Source organism: Pseudomonas sp. PICF141 (assembly GCF_002286815.1).
Classification (GTDB): Bacteria; Pseudomonadota; Gammaproteobacteria; order Pseudomonadales; family Pseudomonadaceae; genus Aquipseudomonas.
Genome location: NZ_MUNM01000068.1, coordinates 80,331 through 103,047 on the forward strand (window position 1 = coordinate 80,331; position 22,717 = coordinate 103,047).

At 58.9% G+C, this 22,717-nt stretch carries 28 protein-coding genes and 1 pseudogene; 26 read left to right on the top strand and 3 right to left on the bottom strand.

All coding sequences use genetic code 11. The annotated features are described in order from the left end of the window. The first annotated feature begins 44 nt into the window (after positions 1 to 44). From BZL43_RS19520 to BZL43_RS19640, 26 genes are all read left to right on the top strand, one after another. Positions 45 to 953 (top strand): GPO family capsid scaffolding protein, encoded by a 909-nt coding sequence (locus tag BZL43_RS19520; protein WP_095633807.1) that lies wholly within the window; start codon positions 45 to 47, stop codon positions 951 to 953. 1 nt (position 954) lies between these two features. Further along, the gene (locus BZL43_RS19525) at positions 955 to 1,971 is read left to right on the top strand and encodes a phage major capsid protein, P2 family (RefSeq protein ID WP_095633808.1); all 1,017 of its coding nucleotides are present in this window, start codon (positions 955 to 957) and stop codon (positions 1,969 to 1,971) included. Continuing rightward, a complete protein-coding gene (gene gpM / locus BZL43_RS19530; RefSeq protein ID WP_095633809.1) occupies positions 1,971 to 2,684 on the top strand; it encodes a phage terminase small subunit in 714 nt (237 codons plus the stop codon). Before BZL43_RS19525 ends, gpM begins: the two co-directional genes overlap by 1 nt. Positions 2,685 to 2,781: 97 nt before the next feature. Continuing rightward, positions 2,782 to 3,243 carry a head completion/stabilization protein gene (locus BZL43_RS19535; protein WP_095633810.1) on the top strand — a complete coding sequence of 154 codons (462 nt, stop codon included), beginning with the start codon at positions 2,782 to 2,784 and terminating at the stop codon, positions 3,241 to 3,243. Then, entirely contained in the window at positions 3,240 to 3,689 is a 450-nt protein-coding gene (locus BZL43_RS19540) for a phage tail protein (protein WP_095633811.1), read from the top strand. Before BZL43_RS19535 ends, BZL43_RS19540 begins: the two co-directional genes overlap by 4 nt. Further along, positions 3,679 to 4,359: a virion morphogenesis protein gene (locus BZL43_RS19545; RefSeq protein ID WP_095633812.1), complete on the top strand. Its 681-nt coding sequence runs from the start codon at positions 3,679 to 3,681 to the stop codon at positions 4,357 to 4,359. The genes BZL43_RS19540 and BZL43_RS19545 overlap by 11 nt, the downstream gene beginning before the upstream one ends. An 11-nt stretch (positions 4,360 to 4,370) precedes the next feature. After that, positions 4,371 to 5,486, top strand: a complete 1,116-nt coding sequence (locus BZL43_RS19550) for a DUF2586 domain-containing protein (protein ID WP_095633813.1) — start codon at positions 4,371 to 4,373, stop codon at positions 5,484 to 5,486. A 6-nt stretch (positions 5,487 to 5,492) separates the two neighbouring features. Next, positions 5,493 to 5,942, top strand: coding sequence for a DUF2597 family protein (locus BZL43_RS19555; RefSeq protein WP_095633814.1), 450 nt, complete (start codon positions 5,493 to 5,495; stop codon positions 5,940 to 5,942). Continuing rightward, positions 5,942 to 6,154 carry a TraR/DksA C4-type zinc finger protein gene (locus BZL43_RS19560; RefSeq protein ID WP_095633815.1) on the top strand — a complete coding sequence of 71 codons (213 nt, stop codon included), beginning with the start codon at positions 5,942 to 5,944 and terminating at the stop codon, positions 6,152 to 6,154. The genes BZL43_RS19555 and BZL43_RS19560 overlap by 1 nt, the downstream gene beginning before the upstream one ends. Then, the gene (locus tag BZL43_RS19565; protein ID WP_256582884.1) at positions 6,151 to 6,480 is read left to right on the top strand and encodes a hypothetical protein; all 330 of its coding nucleotides are present in this window, start codon (positions 6,151 to 6,153) and stop codon (positions 6,478 to 6,480) included. Before BZL43_RS19560 ends, BZL43_RS19565 begins: the two co-directional genes overlap by 4 nt. After that, positions 6,477 to 7,004 carry a lysozyme gene (locus BZL43_RS19570; RefSeq protein WP_095633816.1) on the top strand — a complete coding sequence of 176 codons (528 nt, stop codon included), beginning with the start codon at positions 6,477 to 6,479 and terminating at the stop codon, positions 7,002 to 7,004. Before BZL43_RS19565 ends, BZL43_RS19570 begins: the two co-directional genes overlap by 4 nt. Next, entirely contained in the window at positions 7,001 to 7,468 is a 468-nt protein-coding gene (locus tag BZL43_RS19575; RefSeq protein WP_095633817.1) for a lysis protein, read from the top strand. The genes BZL43_RS19570 and BZL43_RS19575 overlap by 4 nt, the downstream gene beginning before the upstream one ends. A 32-nt stretch (positions 7,469 to 7,500) precedes the next feature. Continuing rightward, positions 7,501 to 7,788 (top strand): putative phage tail assembly chaperone, encoded by a 288-nt coding sequence (locus tag BZL43_RS19580; protein WP_095633818.1) that lies wholly within the window; start codon positions 7,501 to 7,503, stop codon positions 7,786 to 7,788. 23 nt (positions 7,789 to 7,811) lie between these two features. Next, the gene (locus BZL43_RS28315) at positions 7,812 to 7,952 is read left to right on the top strand and encodes a hypothetical protein (protein ID WP_168185113.1); all 141 of its coding nucleotides are present in this window, start codon (positions 7,812 to 7,814) and stop codon (positions 7,950 to 7,952) included. A 6-nt stretch (positions 7,953 to 7,958) separates the two neighbouring features. Further along, on the top strand, positions 7,959 to 9,941 hold the full coding sequence (locus BZL43_RS19585) for a phage tail tape measure protein (protein ID WP_095633819.1): 1,983 nt from the start codon (positions 7,959 to 7,961) through the stop codon (positions 9,939 to 9,941). Further along, complete coding sequence (locus BZL43_RS19590) at positions 9,938 to 10,255, top strand: DUF2590 family protein (RefSeq protein ID WP_059406720.1); 318 nt, start codon at positions 9,938 to 9,940, stop codon at positions 10,253 to 10,255. Before BZL43_RS19585 ends, BZL43_RS19590 begins: the two co-directional genes overlap by 4 nt. Next, a complete protein-coding gene (locus BZL43_RS19595) occupies positions 10,252 to 11,427 on the top strand; it encodes a baseplate J/gp47 family protein (protein WP_095633820.1) in 1,176 nt (391 codons plus the stop codon). Before BZL43_RS19590 ends, BZL43_RS19595 begins: the two co-directional genes overlap by 4 nt. Beyond that, on the top strand, positions 11,420 to 12,013 hold the full coding sequence (locus BZL43_RS19600; protein WP_095633821.1) for a phage tail protein: 594 nt from the start codon (positions 11,420 to 11,422) through the stop codon (positions 12,011 to 12,013). The genes BZL43_RS19595 and BZL43_RS19600 overlap by 8 nt, the downstream gene beginning before the upstream one ends. An 8-nt stretch (positions 12,014 to 12,021) precedes the next feature. Further along, a complete protein-coding gene (locus BZL43_RS19605) occupies positions 12,022 to 13,608 on the top strand; it encodes a phage tail protein (RefSeq protein WP_095633822.1) in 1,587 nt (528 codons plus the stop codon). An 8-nt stretch (positions 13,609 to 13,616) separates the two neighbouring features. Continuing rightward, positions 13,617 to 14,327, top strand: a complete 711-nt coding sequence (locus tag BZL43_RS19610; protein ID WP_095633823.1) for a phage tail protein — start codon at positions 13,617 to 13,619, stop codon at positions 14,325 to 14,327. Beyond that, the gene (locus BZL43_RS19615) at positions 14,324 to 15,244 is read left to right on the top strand and encodes a hypothetical protein (RefSeq protein ID WP_095633824.1); all 921 of its coding nucleotides are present in this window, start codon (positions 14,324 to 14,326) and stop codon (positions 15,242 to 15,244) included. The genes BZL43_RS19610 and BZL43_RS19615 overlap by 4 nt, the downstream gene beginning before the upstream one ends. Continuing rightward, positions 15,241 to 15,783 carry a DNA-binding protein gene (locus tag BZL43_RS19620; RefSeq protein ID WP_095633825.1) on the top strand — a complete coding sequence of 181 codons (543 nt, stop codon included), beginning with the start codon at positions 15,241 to 15,243 and terminating at the stop codon, positions 15,781 to 15,783. The genes BZL43_RS19615 and BZL43_RS19620 overlap by 4 nt, the downstream gene beginning before the upstream one ends. Next, positions 15,780 to 16,490 (top strand): hypothetical protein, encoded by a 711-nt coding sequence (locus BZL43_RS19625; protein WP_095633826.1) that lies wholly within the window; start codon positions 15,780 to 15,782, stop codon positions 16,488 to 16,490. The genes BZL43_RS19620 and BZL43_RS19625 overlap by 4 nt, the downstream gene beginning before the upstream one ends. Next, on the top strand, positions 16,463 to 17,413 hold the full coding sequence (locus BZL43_RS19630; RefSeq protein WP_095633827.1) for a hypothetical protein: 951 nt from the start codon (positions 16,463 to 16,465) through the stop codon (positions 17,411 to 17,413). The genes BZL43_RS19625 and BZL43_RS19630 overlap by 28 nt, the downstream gene beginning before the upstream one ends. Before the next feature lies 1 nt (position 17,414). Next, positions 17,415 to 19,517, top strand: a complete 2,103-nt coding sequence (locus BZL43_RS19635) for a hypothetical protein (protein WP_095633828.1) — start codon at positions 17,415 to 17,417, stop codon at positions 19,515 to 19,517. Between the two features lie 12 nt (positions 19,518 to 19,529). Then, entirely contained in the window at positions 19,530 to 20,279 is a 750-nt protein-coding gene (locus BZL43_RS19640; RefSeq protein WP_095633829.1) for a LamG-like jellyroll fold domain-containing protein, read from the top strand. Positions 20,280 to 20,334: 55 nt separating this feature from the next. Here the strand turns inward: BZL43_RS19640 and BZL43_RS19645 are convergent, their stop codons facing one another. From BZL43_RS19645 to BZL43_RS19655, 3 genes and pseudogenes are all read right to left on the bottom strand, one after another. Continuing rightward, positions 20,335 to 21,138, bottom strand: coding sequence for a hypothetical protein (locus BZL43_RS19645; RefSeq protein ID WP_095633830.1), 804 nt, complete (start codon positions 21,136 to 21,138; stop codon positions 20,335 to 20,337). Positions 21,139 to 21,242: 104 nt separating this feature from the next. Beyond that, a pseudogene (locus tag BZL43_RS28615) lies at positions 21,243 to 21,422 on the bottom strand (hypothetical protein); the annotation flags it as partial. Positions 21,423 to 21,475: 53 nt separating this feature from the next. Continuing rightward, positions 21,476 to 22,261, bottom strand: a complete 786-nt coding sequence (locus BZL43_RS19655; protein ID WP_095633831.1) for a DUF2971 domain-containing protein — start codon at positions 22,259 to 22,261, stop codon at positions 21,476 to 21,478. Between the last annotated feature and the right edge of the window lie 456 nt (positions 22,262 to 22,717).

Consider the following 22,717-nt stretch of genomic DNA (forward strand, 5'->3'; position numbering starts at 1 on the left):
ATATCGTGGCGGCTCAAATCACCGATTGAGCGCAGTTATCGCCCATGCCCCGTTCCCTTGTTTCGTTCTGGAAACGTGTCGCCACCAGCGGCACCACCGCTGATGGTCGCGAAATCCTTCCCCAGGAACTGCGTGATATCGCTGAGACCTACAGCCCGACCAAATACACGGCGGTGATCTGGTGTGAACACGAACGCTGGCCCGGTTCCTACGGGACCGTCTTTGCAGTACGCCTGGTAGAAGAAGCGGACGATCTGGAACCGGGCCAAGTCGGTTTGGAAGCCCAGCTCAAGCCTAATGACAAGTTGCTCTGCCTCAATGACCAGGGCGAAAAGCTGTTCACCAGCATCGAAATTACCCCCAACTTCGCAAACAGCGGCAAAGCCTACCTGTCCGGCCTTGCCGTGACCGATTCGCCGGCCAGCCTGGGTACCCAGGAACTCTACTTTTCCCGCAAAACCGGCGAGCCCGTGCATTACGCCGCGTCTGTCCCTCTTGGCGTGCTGGGTGATGAGGAGCCCAAAGGTGAAATCGGCAAGTTGAACAACCTGCTGACCCGCCTATTCAAGCGCTTCGCTGTTGACGACACCACCACCGAAACGACCCAGACCACCCCCACCGAGAGCAACCCCCCAATGGATGAAGCTACAGCCAAGGCATTGAAGGCCTTGATCGAACAACTCGGCCTCGTCGTCACCGGCCTCGCTGCTGTGATCGAACCGGCAACTGTTGAAGTCACCGACCCGGTTACCACTGAAGTCGATGACGTGAAAGAGGCCGTCGACACCATCGTGGCTGAGGCCGAAGCGGATCGTGAGTTCGCCAAAAAGGGCGACGACAGCAAGCGTCTCGATCGTATCGAAGCGCTGTTGGAAAAAGCCTTCAACACCACCACCGGTCAGCCTTTGCCGAAAACCACCGGTTCCACCGAAATCAAAAAGCGGGTGCTGTGACATGAGCCAGCAATCTTTGAGCAATCGTGCTCTGAAGCAATACGCCTCGCTACGTGACGCGATCGCCGAGACCTACGGTGTCGACGTGACTCGCCAGTTCAACGTCGAACCAAGCGTTGCCCAGGAGTTGAACGACAAGATCACCGAGCGTGCGGATTTCCTCGAACGCATCAACGTTGTGCCGGTGACTGAGATCAAGGGCGAGAAGGTCATGTTCGGTGTGAATGGTCCAGTGACCAGCCGCACCAACACCAAGACCACCGACCGCGAAGCGAAAGACGTTTCCGACCTGAACGGCCTGGGCTACGAGCTGTTCCACACTGAGTCGGACGTCGGTCTGCCGTTCGCCAAGATCGACAGCTGGGCGAAGTTCCCGGACTTTGCCGATCGCTACTCGGCGGCAGTGCAGAAGCAAATCGCCCTGGATCGCATCATGATCGGCTGGCACGGCTTGACCGCTGCCATCCAGACCAACCTGGTCACCAGCCCGATGCTGCAGGACGTGAACAAGGGCTGGCTGCAAATCGCTCGCGAGCAGATCCCTGAGCAGGTTCTTGAAGAAGGCGCGACCGCCGGGAAAATCACCCTAGGCGCCGGCGGCGATTACGAAAACCTCGACGCCCTGGTGCACGACGTCAAGCAGATGATCGACTCCGTGTTCCGTGACGGCGGTGACCTGATTGCCATCGTCGGCAGTGATCTGTTGGCGAGTGACAAGGCCAAGCTGTATTCCAACCAGGCCGGTAAACCGACCGAGAAAGAACGCATTGAAAGCGCGCAGGTCATTGCGACCTACGGCGGTCTGCCGACCTTCACCGTACCGCACTTCCCGGTCAACGCCGTTGTTGTCACCAGCTGGGACAACCTGTCGATTTACTTCCAGGACAGCAGCTGGCGCCGTCACTTGATCGAGAATCCGAAACGTTCCCGCGTTGAGGATTACAACGGTCGCAACGAAGGCTACGTGATCGAGCAGCTGGAGAAATTCGCGGCCGCTGAAAAAGTGGAGCTGATCTGATGAGCCTGGCACTGGCGCACAAACGCCGCATTCAGGCCGACGGTCCAGCAGCTGTCCGCGCCGGTGCCGAAGCGATGGCCTATTCATCCGCCACTGCGCTGTCCAGTCCAGCCAACGGCAAGAAACACCTGAAGCTGATGGAAGACGCATTGGCGCAGGACCTGGAGCGCATCAGCGCGATCAATAGCCGCGAACTGCGTCAGCAACTCAAGCGTGACGAGCTGCTGCCCAAGTACCTGGACTATGTGCAGCGCTACCGCGATTCCGGATTGAGTTTCCCGAACTCGGTAGTGATGCAGGTTCTCGTCTGGCTGTTCGACACCGCGCAGTTCGAAGCCGGTCTGGACCTGGCGAACTTCGCGATGGGGCAAAACCAGCAGCTGCCTGAGCGCTTCAAACGTGATGTGCCGACCTTTGTCGCGGATGAGGTGATCGACTGGGCTGAGGCCGAGTACAAGGCCAAGCGTAGCCCCGAACCTTACCTCTCCGACCTGCTGCCCTTGGTGGATGGTGAATGGAAGCTCTTCGAGCGCATCCCGGCTCGCTATCACAAGCAGCTGGGGATTCTGGCCTTGGATCAGCGCGACTTTGCGAAAGCCATCACCCACTTCGAACGTGCGGAAGCGCTGTACGAAGGCATTGGTGTCGGCACGCGCCTGGAAGGTGCTCGCAAGGCTTTGACAAAAGAACTGGCTGAGAAAGCCCCCGAATAACCGACTACCCCCCCGGCGAGAAACTGTGGATGTGAGCCAACCATTTATGGCCTGACCCACTGAAACAGTTTTCCCGCCCCTATTCGAGTGCCCAGCAATGAGCTTTTCCGGGAAACCCACCACCTTTGTGGAACAGGCGATCGAGAACGACGGCTTCTGGCCGGACCTCTCCTTGGCTGAGTTCCAGAAGGGTTACCGCCTGCCGGCGGAGTACCTGGTAGACATGCTGGCCACTGATCTGACCACGGCGATGATCGAGGTCAACTGTGACCTCGCCAAGCGCAAGGCGGCTTGGCAAAACGCAGGCGTCACCACCGTGGAATCTGCTGACCCTATGGTGCTGCCCGAGCGCACATTTCACGCAGCGACGTACAAACGCGCCGTGTATTGCCGTGCTAAAGCCAGCTTGCTGACTCAGTTCGCTACCGTGACTCGGCGTGAAAGTGCGGAAAACACTGGCAAGGAACTGCCCGAGCGTGGCGAAACCTTTCTGGAGTTCAGCCAGCAGGCTGTCCGGTCGCTGCAGGGTCGTGGTCGCATCACGGCGGCACTCCTGTGATCAAACTTCGCGCCCTCACCACGTACCTGATTGAGCACAGTCTGGTGCTGCCGGAACAGCTCGACAGCTGGACCGATCAGGTGAACCTGGAACTGATCTGGAAACCTGATCTCGACGGCCTTCGCATGGGTGACATGCGTTACAGCGCGACGATCGCCCTTGAGCGTTTCGCCGATCACCCGGGGCGCCTGATGGCGTTGATGGGCAGTTGGCTTGAAGCCAATGACCAGGAGCGCGATCGCGACGAACTGTCGGCGCCGAAGTTCGACATCACCATGCTCGACAACGACCAGGCCGACGTGGACATCACCCTCGAGTTCAACGAGCCGCAATACCTGGCCGAAGATCCCGCCGGCGAGATCGAGGCCTTCGGCAAAACGTGGGCGTTTGTCCCGTTTGACCTGTGGATTGCCGAGCACGGCGAGGTGGGCACCCGTGGCGCGTAGCACCTTCGAGCTCGATGCCCGGGGCTACCTGGGCGTGCGTGAGCAGCTGGCGTTGCTCAGCCTGCCGCCGCAGCTGCGCCGGCGTCTGCTGAACAACGTCACCAAGCGCGTGCGGACGATGAGCCGCAAGCGGGCAAGGGACCAGCAGAATCTGGACGGCTCGCCTTTCGAGGCGCGCAAGGGGCCGGCCAAAGGCAAGAAGAAGATGGAAGCCGGCCTGGCCAAGCTGATGATCGTCACCCGTGTGAGCGCTGACGAAGCCGAACTGGGGTGGCGTAACGCGCTGACCAGCTGGGTCGCCGCACAGCAACACAACGGCGTCAGCGAGCGCCGCACCGCCGCCCAGATGCGCAAGTGGAACACCGTTCCCGTGGGCCTGGCTGCCACGGAAAAGCAGGCCAAACGCCTGCGCCGGTTGGGCTTCAAGGTTCGTCAGGAAGGCAAAAAAACCCTGACCCGGCCGTCAGTGGCGTGGATTCAAGAGCATGTGAACTACGCCAAGGCCGGCCTGCTGATCCGCATCCTGGACGACGAAAAAGCTGAGAGCAGCGGCGCGCAAAGCTGGGAAATCACCCTGCCTAAGCGCCAGTTCATCGGCGTCAGCACCGAGCGCGATACCGGCTTGCTGTTGAACCAGGTGCTCCAACAAATCCTTAATTCTCCCCGCTAGCGAGGCACTGCATGGCACTCGGCAAAGTCAGCGTAAACAATCTCAATCTGGGCCAGGGAGCCGTGACTGAGATCGAGCGCTATTTCCTTTTCATCGGCACCGGCGCGAAGAGCATCGGCCAGTTGATCCCTTTGAACACCGACAGCGACCTGGACAGCGCACTGGGCATTCCGGTTAGCGACCTGAAAACCCAGATCACTGCCGCCCGACTGAACGGCGGTGATCGCTGGGCCTGTCTGGCAGCGCCGATCGCGGCGGACGGTGAGTGGTCTGAAGCGTTGGAAAACGCCCAGCAGCAGGGGTTTTCGGTCGAGGCGGTGGTGATCACCAAACCGGTGACTACTGCCGCACAGCTGTCGGCCATGCATGACGCGGCGATCTCGCTGAACAACGTCTACGGCCGCCGCGCATTCGTCATGGCGGCGAGTGCCGGCATCACCGTGCTGCAGACCTGGGATCAATACCTGCTCGAGCAGCGGGCCATCACTGCCGACCTGGCCGCGCCGCGTGTCCTGGTCGTGCCTCAGCTGCACGGTAATGACCTGGGCGTGCTGGCCGGTCGCCTGGCGAATGCTGCCGTGAGCATTGCCGACAGTCCCATGCGCGTGGCTTCCGGTGCGGTGCTGGGCTTGGGCGCGGTCCCTGCCGATGTCGAAGGCGTGCCGCTGCCATCGGCAATCCGTGCCGAGCTGGATAAGGCGCGTTTCTCCGTGTCGCAGACCTACCCGGATTACCCGGGCGTGTTCTGGGGCGACGGCAACATGCTCGATGCGCCGGCCAGCGACTTCCAGGTGGTGGAGTACTTGCGCCTGGCTGACAAAGCCGCACGCCAGGTGCGCCCGCTGCTGATCCGCCGCGTGGCCGATCGCCGACTGAACAACACCCCCAACAGCATGGCCGCCGCGATCAGTGCGCTGATGAAGCCGCTGCGCCAGATGGCCAAGTCCGCCACGTTTGCCGGCCAGGTGTTCCCGGGCGAGATCGAAGCGCCGAAGGACGGCGACATCGTCCTGGTGTGGCTCAGCAAAACCAAGGTCGAGCTCTACATCAAGATCCGGCCGCTCAACTGCCCGAAAGACCTGACGGCCAACATCGCCCTCGACCTTTCCAACGACGATTCGGAGTAACCCCCTATGTCACGTATTGGCGGCAAGAACTTCGACGTGAACCTGGGCGATCTGCTGGTTCACGTCGAAAGCTGTACTTTGGATATCACGGACAACACTGCCGTGGCGCAGAGCGGGGGTGTCCCCAACGGGCACGTTGACGGTGACGTAGCGGCCAGCGGAGAGATGGAGTTCGACACCAGCAACTTCAACCTGCTGATTGAAGCCGCACGCTCAGCCGGCAGTTTTCGCGAGCTGGAACCTTTCGACTCCGTGTTTTTCGCCAAGGCTGGCGAAGAGGAACTGCGTGTCGAGGCTTTCGGTTGCAAATTGAAAGTCTCCAGCTTGCTGAGCATCGACCCGAAAGGCGGCGAGAAATCCAAGCACAAGGTGCCGTTTGACGTCACCAGTCCGGATTTCATTCGCATCAACGGCGTGCCGTACCTGGCCGCAGCCGAGATCGAGGGCCTGCGCTGATGGGGGACTGGCTCGACAACGCCAAAGCGATCGAGGAGCTGGAGCGTGAGCGTTCAATCGCTGCCCAGCTCGCCAAACCGCGGCCAACAGGGCCGAGCCGATCCCATTGCAAAGACTGTGACAACCAGATTCCTGCTGCGCGTCAGGCGCTGGGTGGAATCGCACGCTGCACGCCATGCCAGACCACTTTCGAGAAAGGAAACCGCCGATGACAAACAGTCTGCGGCAGAAAATCGCTGCACCGCTTTCGGCGCATGGCCGGCTGACTGCAGTGGAGGGTGACCTCGCCATGATCGCCTACCGCCTGGGCCAGCTGGAAACCCGGCATGAATTGGTGCCGACACGCGTTACCAAGCTGGAACAGCAGTTCGAACACATGTCTGGCCAGCTGTCTGAACTCAACGTCGGCCAGCAGAAGCTGACCGTTGTCGTGTCCGCGATCGGCAGCAAGATCACCTGGGCATTGGCGATTGCCAGTACCTTGTGGGCAATCCTGCAGATGTTCGGTCCGACGCTGTTGCGGGTACTGCTGCCATGAGCCTGCGCGGCAAGATCACCGCCGGCGCGATCGCCCTGTGCAGCTCCGGGTTGCTGGCGTTCCTCGGCACCTGGGAAGGCAACGGCCAGAACGTCGTCTACGCCGACAAGCTGGCCCGTGGTCTGCCGACGGTATGTAAAGGCATCACCCGCCACACCAGCCCGTATCCGGTCGTGATCGGTGACTACTGGTCCGATGCTCGCTGTGCTCAGGTGGAGCAGCTGGTGATCGAGAAAGGGCAGCTGCAGCTGGCCGACTGCATCACCAATCAGCAAGTGGGGCAGAACACCTTCGACGCGTTGAGTAGTCATGCGCACAACTTTGGCGTGCCGAGTACGTGCGCCAGTCGAGCGGTCGGCCTGGTGAATGCCGGACGTATCGCCGACGGCTGCAAAGCGATCGCTTGGGCTCCGGATGGCAAAACGCCGGTGTGGGCATTCGTTACCGACGCCCAAGGCCGCAAACAATTCGTTCCCGGGTTGCATGGGCGGCGTGTGGCAGAAGCGGAGCTGTGCACGAAATGATCATTACCCCGTTTCGACTTTTTCTCGCAGTGGCTTTGACCGGATTGATTCCACTGTTTTGGTTCATCCAAGTCGTCCAAGACCGCGACACCGCCCGTAGTGAACGCGATCTCGCCCAGATCGAAGTCAGTGGCCTGCGCGAAGCGGCCCGAATCAGCGGTGAGATGTTGGCCGCCCGCGATGAGATCGATCTTCAACGTACCCAGGAGCTGAGTAATGCGCTCAATCAAAACGATGGCTTGCGCCTCTCTGTTGACGCTGGCCATCAGCGGTTGCGCCTCGCCGCCACCTGCAGCACCCCAAAGCCCGCCCAAACCGGCGCCGGCAGCGTGGCTGATGCAGGCACCGCCGAACTCACAGCAAACGCTCGATCGGATTATTTCACCCTCAGAGATCAACTCGCCCTCAGCCGGCAAATGATCCTAGGCCTGCAGGACCACGTGCGCCGGATCTGCCTGCGCTGACCGTTACCCATAAATCTGAATGGAACAACACGATGACTGATAAACGCGAAATCACCCTGGAAGTCGGCGACAAGGAATTCACCTTCTCCATGACCCCGCAGGACGTGACCAAGTACTTCAACGCCATGACCGCCAATAACAAGGTCGCGCCGTCCCACAACCTGCTCAGCAACACCGTGGCTGCCGAACAGCGCGCTGATTTGAAAGCAATGCTGACCAATCCGGTGATGACGATGCAGATCGCCGGTGCGCTGCTCGAGGAGTACGCGCCGGACGTTGAAATCATCGTAAAAAAGCACTCGACCACGCTGAGCGCCTGAGCGAGGACGGACTCGGCCAACTGATGGCCTTGTCCAGTCGCTGGCTACCTGGTCAGGAGCCCACACCCGAGGTGATGGGTACGGCCAAGTGGCTGGAAGACGAACACTGGAAACGCATGGAAATCGCCGTCGCGAACGGCATCGCCCATGCACTGGACGGATAAATACACATGGCTGACCGCGCTGCCCGCCTGGCCTTCATCTTGAGTCTGACCGACAAGGTCACCGCGCCCCTGGGCAAGGTGAAGATGGGATTTTCCGACCTTGCCGAGCAGAGCGAAAAGAACATCAAGACGATGGGCCTGGGGTTGGGCGGTATGGTCGGCGCCAGTGTGGCAATCACCCAGTCTTTGGCGCCTGCCCTGGAGATGAACCGCGCCCTGGGCGAGGTCAAGTCACTGGGCGTGGCGGAAGATGCCCTGACCGCCCTCAATCAAAAGGCGTTGGAATTTTCCGTCGACTACGCCGCCAATGCCCGGGATTTTGTGGCGTCAGCGGCGACGATCGACGGTGCCATCAAAGGGTTGACCGCCAGCCAGCTGACCTCGATCACCAATACCAGCAACGTCCTGGCCAAAGCGACCAAGGCCGATGCGGAAACCACCAGCGCCTACGTGGGCACCATGTACAACCTGTTCAAGGGCCAGGCTGACGCCTTCGGCAAAACCGAATGGGTTGAGCGACTGGGCGGGCAAACCGCGCTGGCAGTGAAGCTGTTCCGCACCGACGGTGCCCAGTTGAAGGACGCCTTCAAGGAAGTCGGTTCGATCGCCACCACTGCGGGGGTGGACCTGGCCGAGCAGTTCGCAGTGATCGGCTCGCTCAGCAGCACCATGGAAGGCGGGGACGCCGGCGGGATCTACAAATCATTCTTCGAGAACATCGGTAGCGCCTCGGAAAAGCTGGGGATGAAGTTTGTCGACCAGAACGGCAAGTTGCTGCCGATGCTCGACATCCTCGGCAAGTTGGAGGGCAAGTTTGGTGATCTGAACAGTGCGTCGGCCGGTGCCAAACTGATTGAGGCCTTCGGCGGCGAGGGCGCTCGCGTGATCACGGCATTGGCCAAGGACACCGATCGCCTGCGTATTGGCATGGACCAGTTGGGCAAAGTCCGGAGTCTGGAGAATGCCGAGCAGATGGCGAAGGCCATGGTGGATCCGTGGGCGCAATGGGCGTCCCTGGTGGAAAGCATGCGCGCCTTGTTTGGTCAGGTCCTGATTCCAGTCTTGGCCCCGTTTATGGAAAAGATGGTGGCGATCGGCAAGGCGCTGATGCGCTGGGTCACTCTCTTTCCCAACATCACCCGCGTGATCGGCATCACCACGCTGACCATCTTCGGCATCATCGCCAGCATGTCTTTGCTGACCCTGGCTGTTGGGATGTCAAAAATGGTGTGGCTGGGGATGCTGACAGTCTGGAAGCTCCTGACCTGGACGGGCTACCGCAGTATCGCGATGTTCCTGTTTCACTCCGTCATGACCATCGCCTTCGTTGCCGGCCTGGTCTTGTTGTACAGCTGGATGGGCCTGGTCAAAGTCGGGATGCTCGCTTGGCAAGCCGCTATCTGGCTCGTGAACGGGGCACTGCTGGCCAACCCGGTTCTTTTGATCATTGTCGGGATCGTGGCCTTAGTCGCGGCGGTGGTCGCTGCCGTCTATTACTGGGACGAATGGACCACGGCACTGCTCAACAGTGACGCCTTCAAGTGGGTCAGTGATCAGTTCAAGACCCTGTCCGACTGGTTCAACTCCATGGGCGGCTGGTCAGCCATGGCCAAAGGCGCCTGGGACAGCATCGTCAGCGTCTTTTACAAGGCGATCAACAGCCTGATCGAAATGATCAACAGCATCCCGGGCGTAAACATCGAAGCGCGGTTTGGCGGCATGCCAGAAGTGCCGGGTGTCGACGCGGCGGTGAACGCGGCCAACACCGCCAGCAGTGGACAGAAGACCCAGCAAACCATTAACGCCGCAATCCCGAGCCTTTCCCCGTCGCGGGCAACGGCGGTGCCCCCGGGCGGCCTGCTGACCAGCATTCAGAACTCCAGCAGCCAGAACAAGGGTACGCACGTCGAGAACGTGAACATCCATACCGCCAAGCCAATGACCCCGTTGGAGCTGGAAAACATGGTGGCGATGGGAGTCGGTGGATGAGCCTCTACATCGATCTGCTGATCACCAACAACGACCTGACCCTGGACCCCTCGAACCAGCCGTTGCTGGTGGACGATCGGGCCAGCATCGCCCAGGACATCGGTCACATGATCCGCGAAAGCGGGCTCCTGGTGACGCTGGTCGCCGAGCGCGACCGCTTCCGTCAAGCCGACTGCATCCAGCAGCTGGAACTGCTGGTGGAGGCGGACGTGCGCCTGGTACCGGGCACCGTCCGCATCCTGGAGGAAGGGAAGGGCCAGTACCTGGTCACGGCCAAAACCGTTGAATTCGGATCTGTCGAGGTAGTGCTGTGAGTGACGTAGATTTCAAACAGGCGTTGAGCGACGCCGGCATTCCGACCACCGAGGCCAAACTGCGCGCCGCCTGGGAACTTGAAGTCGTCGCCCAGGGCAGCAAGTTGAGCAACACCAGTGCCTGGTCGCCGTTCTGGCGGTTGATCACCGCCCTGGTCACCAAGCCGGTCATGTGGCTGATCGACTTCATCGCCGGCACCGTGTTGCCGAACTTCTTCGTGAAAACGGCCGAGAAGGCGTGGCTGGACATGTTGGCTTGGGCGGTCAACGTCACCCGCAAGCCGGCGACCAAGGCCGAGGGGATGTTGCTGTTCACCCGCAGCGCGCTGGCCGGCTTGCTGGAAATTCCAGCCGGTACCCGTGTGCAGTCGATCGCAATCAACGGCAACGTGTACGAACTGGTGACGGTCGCAGCGGCCAGCTTTGCCGATGGCGAATCCCAGATCCGAGTATTGGCCCGGGCGAAACAGGCAGGCAGCGGCTTCAATCTCGCACCAGGTTATTTTTCGATTCTCCCGGAGCCCGTGCCCGGGGTTGTCCAGGTGGTGAATGCTGACGGCTGGCTGAGCCAGCCCGGCGCCGACACCGAGCCCGACGACGAGTTGCGCCTGCGCGTGCGTAACCAGTTCTCAGCGGTCAACCAGTGGCACACCGATGCGGTGTACCGCGCCATGATTGCCGCGTTCCCGGGCGTGCAGCCCGATGGCGTTTACTTTGAACACAACGCACCCCGGGGCCCGGGCAGTGCCAATGCCTTCGTGCTGTTCGAAGCCGACTCGCCGGCGGACACCTTTCTGGCCGAGATCAACACCTACATCCGCGACCAGGGCAACCATGGCCACGGCGATGACCTGTTGGTGTTGGAGATGCCCGCCACGCTGCACGCCGTCAGTTTGACGGTGTGGCCCAAAGCCGAAGTCGGTACCGAGCGCTGGCCTGCGTTGAAGGCTGACATCGAGCTGTACATCCGTGCCGCGTTTCGCGAGAGCACGGCCAGCGACTATCAACCGACGCTGACTCACCCCCAATCGCGTTTTTCCTTCAGCCGCTTGGGTGAGGAATTGCACCAGCAATTCCCTGGCATCGACTCCCTGAAGTTCGACAACACGGACATCATTTCCGAGCTGACTATCCCGCGCCTGTCCGGGGTTGAGGTGGGACTGAATGCTTAAGTTGAGCCTACCTTTTTGGCTAGACGGGCCGGAGCTGGCCAAGCTCAAAGCGGCGGCGCAAGCCTGGTGGAGCAAAGTCGAAAACTGGCTGCACTGGCCGTTGCTGCAAATGGACGCCGAGACCTGCCACCTGAGTGTGCTCGATCTGTTGGCCTGGCAGCGCGACATTCAGCGCTTCCACGGCGAGCCCGAAAAGCTGTACCGCCTGCGGGTCAAGTACGCGTTTATCAACGCCGTGGACGCGGGCAGCACCGCCGGCATGGTCCGTATTTTCGAGCGCCTGGGCGTGGGTTATGTGGAGATCCAGGAGCGCCTGCCCGGTCTCGATTGGGACGTGGTCCTGCTGCACCTGTCCGACACGCAGCTGAGCGAAAACCCAGTGCTGCTGCGTGTCCTGATGCAGCAATACGGCCGCACTTGCCGGCGTTACGACTTCGTCACGATCACCCCCGTGAAACTGAACATTGGCGTGGCCGACTTCAACGATGACCAACAGACCCTGATTGCCACGTTGGATGACAGCGCAAGCCGCCTGATCGTGATCAACGAGCTCGCAATTCTCACCTTTCTGAACGATTCATTTTAGGAGCCCCCATGGGAGCTAGCATTACCCTTGCCGGCGAAAGTCTCATTGCCCAAAAGCAAGGCGCTGGGGAGAAGCTTGATATTGCTCGCTTCATTCTTGCCCTTGTTCCTGGCCTTGACCCCAATGCCCCTGTAGATCGATCGGCCGGGAAACCACCGGCGAACCAGATCGTCTTCACCAAGGCCTACGACCGCAAAGGCTACGTCAGCCCCAATCAAGTGATCTACAGCCTGATGGTGGGCTCTGACGTCGGTGACTGGGACTTTAACTGGATCGGCCTGGAAGCCGCCGAGGGCGTGTTGCTGGCGGTCGCAACCGTTCCAGTCCAGCAGAAGCGCAAGAACATTCCGCCGCTGCAGATCGGCAACAACGTCACCCGCAACTTTCTGGTGGAGTTCAACGGTGCCCAGGCGCTGACGGGCATCACGGTCGACGCCAGCACCTGGCAGCACGACTTCACGATGCGCCTGAACGGCATCGATCTGCGCGAGCGCATGAGCAATCGCGACGTGTTTGGTCGTGTTTGCTATTTGGCCGACAGCCTGCAGATGGAACGCAGTTTCGGGCTGTACCAGATCAAGGCGGGGATTGCCTACGTGGAAGGGATCCGCGTCGAATTGGCCGAGCCTGTCCAGGTGCAGTTGCCGGCTCTACCGGCCAAAGCCTGGCTGGACGTCGCACTGGCCCGCGAAGGCAGTGACGCGGTCGCCGTCTGGAAGGTGGTATTCGGGGCCGTGAAGACGGACTACGTCGACAGCAACGGCACAGCCCATTACTTGGTGGAGCTGGCCAGCGTAGACGCATCGGAAACCATCACTGATCTACGCCAAAGCGAGCCGATCACCGGCGCCCTGGTGAAGCAATTTGCGTTGCGCCATGGCGACTACGAAAACCTGCGAGCCCGCGCTACCACCAAAGAAGACGTCGAGCTGGGCGAGCTGCCCAACGCCAAAAGCGACGACCCAGTCACCGACAGTAGCGAGATCCTGGCGACCACCAAGGCGCTCAATGTGCTGCGCAAGATCATTGCGGACTCCGAGGTCGGCCGAATCGGCACGTTTGCGATGGCCACGCCACCGCCTGGTTGGTTCAGGGCCAACGGTGCGGCGGTGTCGCGTACGGTCTATGCCGCGTTGTTCGCCAAGATCGGCACCACTTACGGCGCCGGCGACGGCGTCTCCACCTTCAACCTGCCTGACCCACGCGGCAAGTTCATTCGTGTCCTCGATGATGGTCGTGGGATCGATGTCGGTCGGGTGCTGGGTAGCTCTCAGGCCGACGAAATTCGCAGCCACAACCACAGTGGCAGTGCAGCCAATGCCGGTGGCCACGCGCACACCGCCTCTTCGGATACTCAAGGCGCTCACAACCACACCATTGATCGCGGGCGCGGTGAAGAGGATACCCAAAAGCCAGCCAACCCCGGCGGCGCTCTCGGCGGTTACGCGGATGTAACTTCCACGGCTGGGGCACACGCCCACAACATTACGGTCAACGCTGCAGGGGATCACAACCACGTCATCACCGTTGGCTACACCGGCGGGGCAGAAACACGCCCCCAAAACATCGCTTTCCTTGCCTGCATTAAGTACTGAGACCCGTCATGGATACCAAAGTCGTCTACCAAACCGATCACCTGGGAATCTTCACCGGCAAAACCGTGGCTGATCGCTCGCCGCTGGAACCGGATGTCTGGTTGATCCCAGGCGGTTGCGTTGAAGTCGCGCCGCCAGCGGTACCGGATAGAAAGGCCGCGTTTTGGGATGGCCGACGCTGGCAGCTGGTTGACTCCTACCAAGGGCTGACGGTCTACAACATCCAGACCCGCGAGCCCCTGGTGATCGAGCGTGCGGGTTCGCTGCCGACCGGGTACACGCTGGAAGTGCCAGGCCCGGGCCAGATCTGGGGCAATGGCCATTGGATCGACGACATCCCGGCCGTGATCGAGCTGCGCTATGTCGCCCAGTTATCGGCGGTCAATACGGCTTGTCTGCAGGAGATCACCGGCGGGTTTTGGTCGGCGGTGTTGGGCGATCGCTTTTTCTACGAAACCCAGCTGCAGGATCAACTGAACCTGACCGGCATGATTTTGCGTGGCCTTGGCGGCGGCTATGCCTGCCAAGATCAAGCTGGGGTGAAAGCCTTCCTCGATCACACCGCCGAGCAGCTGCGCCAGATCGGCGACGAGTTCACCGAATTCAAAATGCAGCGGCTTCGCAAGGCCAACGACCTCAAGCAAGCCTTGGCACTGGCGCGATCGACTTCGGACCTGGACGCCCTTAACGCAGTGACTTGGGAGTCTGCGCCGGTATGACTTGGGCACCCATCACCATGCGTTGGCCGGAGCAATCAACGCAATGGCTCAGCGACCTCGAGGCGGCCAAGGATCTCGCGAGCAGCGAGCTCACCAGCACAGGGCAACGCCTGGAAGGTCTGGCCGACCTAGCCACCACCTCGCCCGGCCCGGTCGGTGCCGCAGCAGAAGCCGCCGTGGTCGCTGGCCGCGCCGGGCTCACCGATGCCTTGGGCGAGGTACCGACCTGCCTGGTGGTGACGCCATTTCAAAGTGGTGTGGGGCAGGGGCGCGGATACCAGCGTTACCTGTCCGCGCCCAACCTGCTGCAGCAGATGGGCGAGAAGCTGGAGGACACCGGCGACGACGGACGTCCGGCCGGCCCGCAGTACGCCCTGGCAGTGATGTTTCTGGGTACGCGCTACGACAAATTCGCGGTGACCTTGGCCCGATTTAATGCCGTGCTGCCAATGCCAGACCTGCAGCGCGCCGAACGCCGGGCGAAAAACCTGTTCGCACTGGACACTGAAAAGTGGGAACTGCCGACTGCCGGCACACTGCCGCGCTGGGGGGCACTGCCTTTGGAGCGTTGCACCGTGACCAAGGCCACTACGCAAGCCCTGAACGGTCAGCTATCGGCATTGGAGAGCTACGCGGACAGTTCGCCGATGGCCGATCTTGGCCGGCTGGCTGCTCGCAAAGCCGACCAGGCACAAACACAGGCCAAGAAATTGGCCGACCTCAAGTCGCAATTCGCCGGCGGTACTGCAGACGACACCATGCGCGCGCGCCTGATCGGCCCGGGTAATGCCGCCGAGTTGCGTCGCCAGCTGCTGCAGGGCGAAGCACCAGGTCACGAGTGGGGGTTGTCCGCCGGATTGCTCCTGGTCGGATCCCTGAAAGGCTTAGGCTTTGTTCGGGAACTGGTGGGCCTATGACTTTATTGCTCGATGGCGAACAGGTGCGCGGCAAAAACCTCAAGGTCGCCGCCAACCTGCGAATCGAAAGCGACGACCTGTCCGGACAGACCAGCAACACCGATTCGGCCCACAAAGGGTTCAAGCCCAAGACGCTGGCGGTCACCTTGCAGATCCCATTCGTCGATAACACGTATTTACGCAACCTGATGCGCTTGGCAGAAGCGACCGGCACCGGTGGCCAACTCAAAACCTACCGGGTCGTAAACGACACCGCGTCCGCGTTTGGCGTGCGCCAGGTGCAGTTTTCCGACGGCGTCAGCGCCCGGGAAGACGATTCTCTTCGGGCCTGGCTTGTTCAATTCACGCTGTCGGAAAAACTCTCTAACCCTGAGCGGGTCGAGACGCGCCGGGCCGGTAAGGGCGTAACCCAGCAAGGTGCGTCGGGGCAGTCCGTGACTGCACCAGGTGCAAGCGAAACCGGCGCACCAGGTGAGGAACTGACCGGCTTCGAAGCCACCCTGAAAAAACTGGATAACTACCTGGGCGGTGGCTCATGAGCATGAAACTGCACAAGGTGCTGACCATTGGCAATGTGGTGTATCCCTTGGTCAGCGATGACGTTCGCCTTGAACTGCGAACCCCAGGCCGAGCAACGCTGACCATCCAGGCAGCGGCACCGGTGAAGGGGTTAGTCACCCTTGATATCGGCTACAACGACAGCCCACTGCAGCGCCACTTCATCGGCTACGTCGAGCGCTGCACGTCGTCCAACGCGATCGAGCAGGTGCTGTTCTGTCGCGAGCTGGCCGCGATCCTGACCAACCCATTGCCGCTCAATCTGCGCCATGCGGATCTGAGTACGGTGCTGGCCGAGATCAACCAGAAAACCGGGCTGAGCTTTCGCGTACCTGACAAGGCCTACGCCAAGCTAAAAGCCCCGTTCTTCTACAACCTGGCCGCCGGCTACCAGGCGATGGACAGCTTGGCCCGGGTGTTCGGGATTCCCGACTTCATGTGGCAGCAGCAAGGCGACGGCGAAGTGTTTGTGGGCAGTTGGGCCGACAGCTTCTTCGGTACCCGATCGCCGCTGCAGCTGCCGGTCGAGCTGTTCAACGACTACCAAAACAATCAGAGCGCGATGATTGCAGCCCTTCCCGGGTTGCGACCGGGTGCATCCATCAACCAAGGCGAGCGCATCACTCATGTGACGCTCACCGGCAACCAAATGGCGATCCGATGGAAGACGCAATCCGCCGCAGCGTAGAGCGGCAATTTCCCGAACTCACCGGTGGTTATCACCTGCCGCGCTTTGCTCGTGTGGTGGGGGTGGCCGATGCCCCGGCCGGCGCCGGGATCTGCGACGACTTCCGTCCGCGCTTCGCGGTGGACCTGGAACTGTTGGATGAGGATGACGAGCCGGATCCGGAGCTTCCGGTGCTCGCCGGCGTGCCGCTGCCCATGCCCATGGGTGGCGACGAAATGGGCTTCTTCGCCTTCCCCGAAGAAGGAACCCGGGTGGTCGTGTCCTTCGCCTACGGTCTTCCGAACAAGCCTTTTATCCAGGCGATTCTGCCGCATGGCCTAAGCCTGCCGAAGGTGCCGAAAGGTGACCAGGTGTGGCAGCACAGCGAAGCGGCCCAGCAACGCGCCGATGTGGACGGCAACTGGCTGCGCCAGACCGACGGCCGGATTCTGGACAAGTCGATCGAGCGGGAGGTTGAGAGCCTGACCAACGCCGAGCGCCACCAGAGCAGCAAGGTGGAAGTGGACGACCATTCGACCGAGTCGGTCGGAGGCATCAAGACGATCGAGGCGATTGGCGCGCTCAAGTTGTTGTCGGGCGGATCCGCCAGCCTTGCCGCACTAGATGACCTGCACCTGGCCAGCGGGCGGGACCTCAACCAGGTCGTGGCCCAGAAACTCAACCTCACCGTGGGGGGCGATCTGCTCGAGCGGATCGAAGGCGCCCGTCGCAGTATCGCGCCCAAGACCTGGTTGGGATCAGCAGACGTGAACGTGCTGCAGGTGCTGTGCGATTTGATTGACCTGGTCACGCAGATGAATACCGAGATCGCGACCCATATGCACGGATCCAGCCCCGCCCCCAGCAACGCCGCGAACTTCATCACCAACGCCGGTACCGGCCTAACGTTTGCTGGGCAGCTTAAGCCCATCACCGGAGCTTAATTTGGAACTCAAGAATTTCTTTCCCCAGGACGATCAAGGAAATGCTCTCGTTGGGGCGACTTGCTACCTGTATTTGCGCGGTACCGAAAGCAAAGCCAACGGATTGCTCAAGGCCAACGGTGAGATCCTTTCTAACCCGTTCATAGCCGAAGAGAACCTGGTGCAATTTGCGGCGCCCAATGGTTTGTACGACTTGCGGGTAATCAAGGACGCCCGGGATTACCGTATCCGCGTGCAGTTCAATGATGTGTCCGAATCACTCCAAGCGGCTGAGTCCGCCGCCAATCGTGCCGAAGTGGCCCGGGACGCCACCCAACTGGTGGCCGGCGTCAAAAATGACATCGCACACGGATTAGCGACGACGGTCAGTGGCCAAACCTTCACGGTCGCTTCTGCAGCGGGCAGCCAGTTTTTGATCGTGTACAAAAATGTCGCCGGTGAAGCCGTTGAGCAAAGCGGATACCCCAGCACAAGTAGCCTGCAGGCCATTGCTCGCTCGACTTACCCGTTGGCATCGAAACGCTTCCATCGGAATGCGTTTCGGGCGCCGTGGGTCCATATGATCCACGGCAAAAAAGTGCATGCGATTCGCCCAGATGGCGTTCACGAAATGAATGGCCTGACGTTGACGAAATCAGAGTCGGCCAGGCACACCGGTTTTTCGGGGCTTACGCTCTTTTATGCACGCGATCCGGCCGGTACGCCGCACCAGGTGCTGTCGGCAGATCCTCAGGGACGTTTGTCTTTCATTCCGTCGCCCAAGCTCATACAGCACCTGGAAGCCAGTCAGGTCTACCCGACTTCGGATATCCGCGGCGCCTACGCTGTCAGCAACATACGCAAGACCGATACCCACAATATTGCTGCAGTCCAGGACAAAGGCGGGCAGATCTACGATGCGCTGCAACGTCGTAATGGCATTCATGACACGTTGGTCGTCAGTCGTGCAGTTCCCATCGAGCTGATGCCCGGGGCTGGTCAATCGAACCAGGGAGGCGCGGGCACTGGCGCTGCAGCGGGTGCAAAGCTCACCAGCGCGCAATGGCCCCATAGCGTTCTCTCCTTGAACGGCCGTTTTCAGATGCAAGGAAGCAACGGGCTGGTCGACGGCGCCACGCTGACCGATCTGGTCCCCCTGTACGATCCGGCGACGCCTTTGGGTCAGTACCCGATCACCATGCAAGCGTTTGCCTGGGCCAGACAGCAATGCCGCGAAGGCATCGCCCAGCCAGGCGTGATCGGTTACACGGCATGGCAGGGGGACACGCCCGCCAGCGGTTTCCTGCCCGGGACCAACAACTGGACCAACTTGATGACGTTCACGGAGAAATCCGTGCAGTGTGCCGCCCTGTATCAACGCACGACCGAGTGCCACTACATCACCCGTGTACAGGGTGAGGCCGGAGCGAACTGGGCAGCGGACTACGCCACTTGGGCCGACGCGGTTAAACCAGCAATAAAGGCACGTACCGGTCAGTTGTTTGATCCGAAAATTGCCCTCTGGCAGATCGCGGGAGTCGCGCCGGATAACGGAGTGGCCAATCCGCAGCTGGATGCCGCGAACAACCGCGCCGACACGGAGCTCGTTGGCACGTTGTATCCGTACCCCGTGAGCGATGTTCAGCATTTGACCGCTGAAGGCCGAATGATGATGGGCGACGTTTACAGCGATTTTCGGTTGCAGCTCCAACGCGCAAGAACCTGGACACCGTTGCAAATGCAAAGCGTCACTCGGGTGGGAGCAGTGGTCACCATCACGCTGGCATTGCCCCCGGGGACGTTCGAGGTGCTGAAGAAAACCGACTGGCCACCTCAAGTTGCACAAGATGGGTTTGTATACCGAGACAGCAACGGTGACACCCCGATCAGCAATATCGCCTACAGCGCGAACACTATCGTCCTGACATTGGCCACTGTACCTACCGGAAACCTTGCGGCTGTCCGCTATGGCATGGACGCCGGTTCCGGTGTCGCTGGCTGGTATCAGCTGGGCGGCAATGTATGCGCCGTGTCACGCACCCGCAGCGCCTATTACGAACAGGGTTTCAACGTCCCTGAATTTATTCGCCATTACCTGGCCCGTCATTCACGTCTCGTAGCGTAAGGAACAAACAACATGCCTGCAGGAATCGAACTCCCTTGGTCCATTGAACCCGCCGGTCAGGAGCCGATGCTGGTAGAACTTATTAAGGGTGCATCTGGCTTCGCCGGGTGGATCCAGGCGGACGCGGATTACGCCACGTTTGCCGGTGGCAAAGTTCTGTCCTTAGGTGGACCAAGTGCCATGGCGGTCATGCAGCCGATCGCGGCCAACCAGGCGGCCTTGGTTGATAACGCAGTACCGGGTGGTTACTCCGCGCTGGCCTTTACACCGGCAGCTACGACACGTTATCCACTTTCCACTGGCGTGCTCGACACCACTAAGCCGTTCTCGCTTCTGGTGTTGATCAAGCCCGCTTTGCCAGGGGCGGCTACGCAAATTTGCCTGGGCCGTTTTTCCAGCTCAACAGTACGAGCCGCGCTGTCCACCCCGGCGAATGCGGTGGCGAAGATGAACTTCCTCTATGGCGCAGCCACCATCGAGTTTCCAATTGCCTTTGGCCAGTGGAACGCGGTGTGGATTGTTTGGGACGGCGCAAAGCTCAAAGCCCGATCAAATGGCGTGCGTGCTGCAGACGTGACAGCTGCAGCGGACACGGCAACGTCCCCGTTCGTTATCGGTGGCCCGGCCAGTGGTGTTTTGTTTTGGGAAGGTCAATTTTCAGAGTTGATCATGTTCAATGTGGATATGTTTTCGACGGACCATCAAAGTGGTTTTGAAGACGTTAATGCGTATATGGCTAACGTGTACGGGTTGGCTGCGTAAATTGCGGTTTACTACATAAGTATAAGCCCGAAGGGTTCGGGCTTATACTTATCTGTCACCAGAATAGCAGTGGCATTAGTTCAGAAATGTCTAATATCGCGCTATCTGTCGTAGGCGAAATTATTGTTTTGTTGTGCACCAGCGTGTAGACAAATCTGAATTCTTTTTCCGGCTCATACGGGATTGGTTTGGTAAAGGCTTTGTGTGCCATTTGTTTTACTAGTTCTTCAAGCTGCGATGCGTTCGAATTATTGATATGGACCTCTCTAGGGAGGTAGTACACCTCATTGCATTGAAAATAGACTTCAACATCTGAGGGGTTGATACCGTTAGGCAGTATGTTGTTCCCTGCTGCGTGCGCATCAGTTATATGTTTGTGAAGCGCTACGGAAACTTTTCCTCCGAACTCTTCTGCATTTTCTTCATTTAGATACCAATAGTCATCGTATTCTGGGAATATCCCCTTTGCATCTTCAGCTTTTTCTACACGTGACATGCAGAATATAAAGTTGTTGTGGTGTGTTTGTTTGATCGTGGCGTCAGCGCTCAATATGGTGGCGGTGGATTTTGTATAGGTGTGAAGTTGTAGATGTTTAACGTGGGTTGTAATATATCCCTCGTAAGGAGGGTTTTCGCCGTGGTCCTCCCCAAGATGCATCATTCCCCAAAACAACGTGTTAAATGCGGGGGTGCTAACGGTTACTCTTTCGTCGAATTTGACGTGAAAAGAAATCTCCCCTTCCTCTTTATCTACGATTTGTTCGTGCACTGTTTTTTTATAGTAGTCTAGTGTTCCAAGGCGTATGGTTTTACGTTTGTTCACATGATCTTTTGAAAAGCAACTTTTTGCTAAAAGCATTTTCGTTCCTAGGTTGGTATAAGTTGGCCTGGAAAGTGTATCAGTGCGTCCTTGGATTCTGCTCCTGTTTCGGTCGGCTCAGAACAGTCGTTTTCTAACACCAGCTATTCCAGTCGACACCACCAAGATTGCGCGTAAGCGCAACCGTCAATGTATTCAATGCCGCTTAAAACAAAACCCGTATGAGCCATCCCTGCCAGTGTTGCGTCCAGCAGCTGCGGCAGTGGATCCGGATCAAGCGGCATTCCCACCTTGATACGGGCAATGTTGGTGCTGCGGCCGAGATCAGCGCTGACCGCCGGACCACCGAAAATAAACCACCGTGATCAGATACCCATTATTGCGAAAAGCCATCCTTTGGGGTTACCAATGTCATGTCCATTTTAAATTCGTGACGGTCGTGACTCATTCGATAAAGCTTTATCCTTCTTTCGGTAGCTATTTCAGTCAAATCTTCCTCGATCCTTGGACAGACGTTCGACCCCATATAGATGGCTTTTGGGCTTGGCATAGAGATGCTTTCACACTCGCCACCAGGCGCTATCAAACGCCATTCTTTTTCGTATTTCCAATCAATTGCTTTGTGTAAAGCGGGTAAAAGTGGAATGAGATTGGAGTGAATTTTTTTTAAAAAATTACTTATATCAAACAATTTTTCACGATAAAAAACCGGCCAAAGTTGTAACGCAACTGAAGACTTTTCATTAGGTCCATATTCAAGCGCAAACCCTTTGTGTTCATTTGCATAGTGTGTCCACATGAGCATTGATTCAATTGACTCACTGAAACAGCAAATTCTCATTGACCGTTTTGCAGGCTTGTAAAACATCTCGTCGAGCAATCGCTTTTCAATCTCATTATTGGCTTTGATTGCTATATTAAAGAAAGAGTCATATGGATCGTTAAATGCTTCGGGCAACGTCATCCTGATTTGATTGTTTTTTAAGTTTTCAATATCCCAGCATTTTCCGCATTCATCATACCTTCCGAGGCGATATTTATAGATCGATTTTGGTATGAATTTTTGCTTAAGTTCTTGCGCAGTTTTTATGTCCGCAGATCCCAAGTCGTCAACTTCGACTATATGCCTTATCAATTCTTCGTAAATTCTTTCTGCTTCCATTGCGCTCTCACTGCGGTGGCGTTGAGCCTTTAGTAAAGCAGGTATCACCGAAGGTGCGCCAGTTTCTAATTTGGAGAGATTTACCCGGTGGTGAATAGATCAAAAATATACGCATGAGACGAGGGTCTTTTGGAGGAGAACAGGTTACCGGTGGGGTTGATGTAGGCTGAAGCGTATCGGTGAATAAGCGACCTTGTGGCAGAGCGCTTGATGCAAACCCATCGGGCAGCAGAGCTGACTAATCTCAGAACCCTGCTGCGCCGTTCTCTGCCGATCATGGTTACCAAGCGTGCTGGTCAAATCCGATGCAATCGGTGGTTAGAACGAATGCAAATGACTGGTCAAGTCGAATGCAAGCGGGTGTTCAAGTGGAGTGCAATTTCGCAAAAACTGCCCAGGAAGAAATAACAGCTGAAAACGCACTTATCCCCCTCCCGCCGACGGGCTTTACGTCCC